Below are 3,373 nucleotides of genomic sequence, written 5' to 3' on the forward strand. Positions count from 1 at the left end.
GCTTTCGCGAGCAAGCCCGCTCCCACATGGGCTCTAGGGTAAACGCAGCATTCGCTAACGCCCCAGATCAAGTGTGGGAGCGGGCTTGCTCGCGAAGACGGTGGGGCAGTCGATATCGATGTTGGATATGAGATTGCTTTTGCGAGCTTGCTCGCGATAGGCCTTGCCCCAATCCTCTGTTGGCACAGTTCTCGCTTTAACAAACTCACAGGTAACCAACGGCGGTTGCCCCACCTACGACAAAGACGTCGCACACCCTCCTCGCCCCCTGGCGATTCGGGTTGCGGCGTTTTTTTGTTTTGGCCCCAGAGCCCGGGGCCGGTGGTGCAGCCACAGGCGGCGCACTGCTTCAAGGCACTGACTCATTTCTCGAGACTTTTACAGCTGAGGTGCGCGATGAATTCAAGCTTCTGGAAATCCGGCCACACCCCGACACTGTTCGCGGCCTTCCTCTATTTCGACCTGAGTTTCATGGTCTGGTACCTGCTCGGCCCGCTGGCGGTGCAAATTGCCGCCGATCTGCAACTGACCACTCAACAGCGCGGCCTGATGGTGGCGACGCCGATCCTGGCCGGTGCCGTACTGCGCTTGTTCATGGGCCTGCTGGCCGACCGGATTTCACCGAAAACCGCCGGCATGGTCGGTCAGGTGATTGTGATCGGTGCACTGTTCTGCGCCTGGAAACTGGGCATCCACAGCTACGAACAAGCCCTGCTGCTGGGCCTGTTCCTGGGCGTGGCCGGTGCTTCATTCGCCGTGGCCCTGCCGCTGGCGTCCCAGTGGTATCCGCCACAGCACCAGGGCAAGGCCATGGGCATTGCCGGCGCCGGTAACTCGGGCACCGTACTGGCTGCGCTGATCGCCCCGGTGATGGCAGTGGCATTCGGCTGGAGCAACGTGTTCGGTTTCGCGCTGATCCCGCTGATCGTGACCCTGATCCTCTTCGCCTGGCTGGCCAAGAACGCTCCCGAGCGGCCAAAAGCCAAATCCATGGGCGACTACCTCAAGGCCCTCGGCGATCGGGACAGCTGGTGGTTCATGTTCTTCTACAGCGTGACCTTCGGCGGCTTCATCGGCCTGGCCAGTGCACTGCCCGGTTACTTCAACGACCAGTACGGCCTGAGTCCGGTGACCGCCGGTTACTACACCGCCGCCTGCGTCTTCGGGGGCAGCCTGATGCGTCCATTGGGCGGCGCCCTGGCGGATCGTTTCGGCGGCATTCGCACCCTGTTGGGCATGTACACCGTCGCGGCCGTCTGCATCGCGGCCGTGGGCTTCAATCTGCCGAGCTCCTACGCGGCCCTGGCCCTGTTCGTCTGCACCATGCTCGGTTTGGGTGCCGGCAACGGCGCGGTGTTCCAACTGGTGCCACAACGCTTCCGTCGCGAGATCGGCGTGATGACCGGGTTGATCGGCATGGCCGGCGGCATCGGCGGGTTCGCCCTGGCGGCAGGCATGGGCGCGATCAAGCAAAGCACCGGCAGCTATCAACTGGCACTGTGGTTGTTCGCCAGCCTCGGCGTGCTGGCCTGGTTCGGCCTGTACGGCGTCAAGCGTCGCTGGAGGACCACCTGGGGTTCGGCCGCTGTCACCGCGGCTCGGGTATAACTAGCCCCCATGAGCCTGCAACTGAGTTTTGCCGAAGCCAGTGCCATAGGCCCGCGGGAAGAAAACCAGGACGCCCTGCGCCTGGTTACCCCGGCGCCTGCTCTGGCCGCCAGCAAGGGATACCTGTTCGCCATCGCCGACGGCGTGAGCCAATGCGCCGATGGCGGACTGGCCGCTCGTTCGACCTTGCAGGCCCTGGCCCTGGACTACTATTCCACACCGCAAACCTGGGGTGTCGCCCAGGCGCTGGACCGGTTGTTACTGGCACAGAATCGCTGGCTGCAAGCCAACGGTGGCGGGCAACCGCTGCTCACCACCGTCAGCGCCCTGGTCCTGCGGGGCCGGCGCTTCACCCTGGCCCACGTGGGCGATTGCCGGGTCTACCGCTGGCACGACAATCATCTGCAACGGGTCAGCGAGGATCACGTCTGGGAACAACAGGGCATGCAGCACGTGCTCAAGCGTGCCCTGGGACTGGATCAGCACCTGATCCTGGACTTCCTTGATGGAGAACTGCGCGCCGACGAGACCTTTGTACTGCTCAGCGATGGCGTCTGGGCGGTTCTGGGGGACACGGCCATCGCCGCTATCCTTCGCGACCAGCCGGACCTGGACATTGCCGCGCAAACCCTGGTCAATGCCGCGCACTTGGCCGGCAGTCAGGACAACGCCAGTGCCCTGCTGGTGCGGGTCGACGCGGTGGGCGAAGCAAGCATTGGCGATGCACTGGCCCAGTTGCAGCAATGGCCCCTTCCCCCGGCATTGAAACCGGGACAGGTGTTCGAGGGCTGGCAGATCGAGGGTCTGCTCGGTCAGAGCCAGCAATCGTTGCTCTATCGGGTACATGATGGCCAGGGCCAGCCGTGGTTGCTGAAAACCTTGCCGGGGCATCTTCGGGACGATACCCAGGCCGGGCAGTCGTTGCTGTCGGAAGAATGGTTCCTCAAGCGGGTCGCAGGGCGGCAGTTTCCGGAAGTCCACGGCGTTCCCCAGCGTCAGCATTTGTACTACGTCATGCGGGAGTATTCGGGCAAGACCCTGGCCGAGCTGTTCAACCAGGGCGGCCCATTGCCTCTGCCTCAGTGGCAGGACCTGGCGCAGCGGCTGGTGCACGCGGTGGGCCTGTTGCATCGAAGGCAGATCTTTCACCGCGATATCAAGCCGGAGAACCTGCACCTGGGCGAGGATGGGGAACTGCGCTTGCTGGATTTCGGGCTGGCGTACTGCCCGGGATTGTCTGAAGATCAGGCCAACGTGCTGCCCGGCACGCCCAGCTATATCGCACCGGAAGCCTTCGCGGGCACGGCACCGACCGCGCAACAGGATTTGTACGCCGTCGGCGTGACCTTGTATTTCCTGCTGACGGGGCACTACCCCTACGGCGAAATCGAAGCGTTTCAGCGTCCGCGCTTTGGCGTACCAGTCAGTGCCAGTCGCTATCGGCCGGACCTGGCCGAATGGCTCGGGCAAAGTCTGGAGCGTGCCGTGGCGGCAGATCCTGGGCAACGATTTGAAACCGCCGAGGAATGGCTGTTACTGCTGGAACAGGGCGAACGGCGCAGCTTGAGTGTCAGGCCTCGGCCGTTGCTGGAAAGGGAGCCGCTGAAGGTCTGGCGCACGTTGGCGCTGGTGTCCTTGGTGGTGAACATTGTGCTGCTGTATTTAGCGTTTCATGGCTGAAACCCAGTCGCGTCCATCGCGAGCAGGCGCGCTCCCACTGGTTTTGTGTCCACCGCAGATCCAATGTGGGAGCGGGCTTGCTCGC

The 3,373-nt window shown here is 63.4% G+C and carries 2 protein-coding genes; both read left to right on the forward strand.

Translation table 11 applies throughout. The annotated features are described in order from the left end of the window. Window positions 1–396: 396 nt before the first annotated feature. Window positions 397–1,608 carry a nitrate/nitrite transporter gene (locus tag HU811_RS26000; protein WP_186658924.1) on the forward strand — a complete coding sequence of 404 codons (1,212 nt, stop codon included), beginning with the start codon at window positions 397–399 and terminating at the stop codon, window positions 1,606–1,608. Between the two features lie 9 nt (window positions 1,609–1,617). Further along, window positions 1,618–3,288: a bifunctional protein-serine/threonine kinase/phosphatase gene (locus tag HU811_RS26005; RefSeq protein WP_186658925.1), complete on the forward strand. Its 1,671-nt coding sequence runs from the start codon at window positions 1,618–1,620 to the stop codon at window positions 3,286–3,288. The last annotated feature ends 85 nt before the right edge of the window (window positions 3,289–3,373 follow it).

It is taken from the genome of Pseudomonas tehranensis, from assembly GCF_014268615.1.
Taxonomy (GTDB): Bacteria; Pseudomonadota; Gammaproteobacteria; order Pseudomonadales; family Pseudomonadaceae; genus Aquipseudomonas; species Aquipseudomonas tehranensis.

Coding starts and splice junctions, on each gene's coding strand:
- HU811_RS26000 (WP_186658924.1), top strand. CDS start 397: ATGAATTCAAGCTTCTGGAAATCCGGCCACACCCCGACACTGTTCGCG.
- HU811_RS26005 (WP_186658925.1), top strand. CDS start 1,618: ATGAGCCTGCAACTGAGTTTTGCCGAAGCCAGTGCCATAGGCCCGCGG.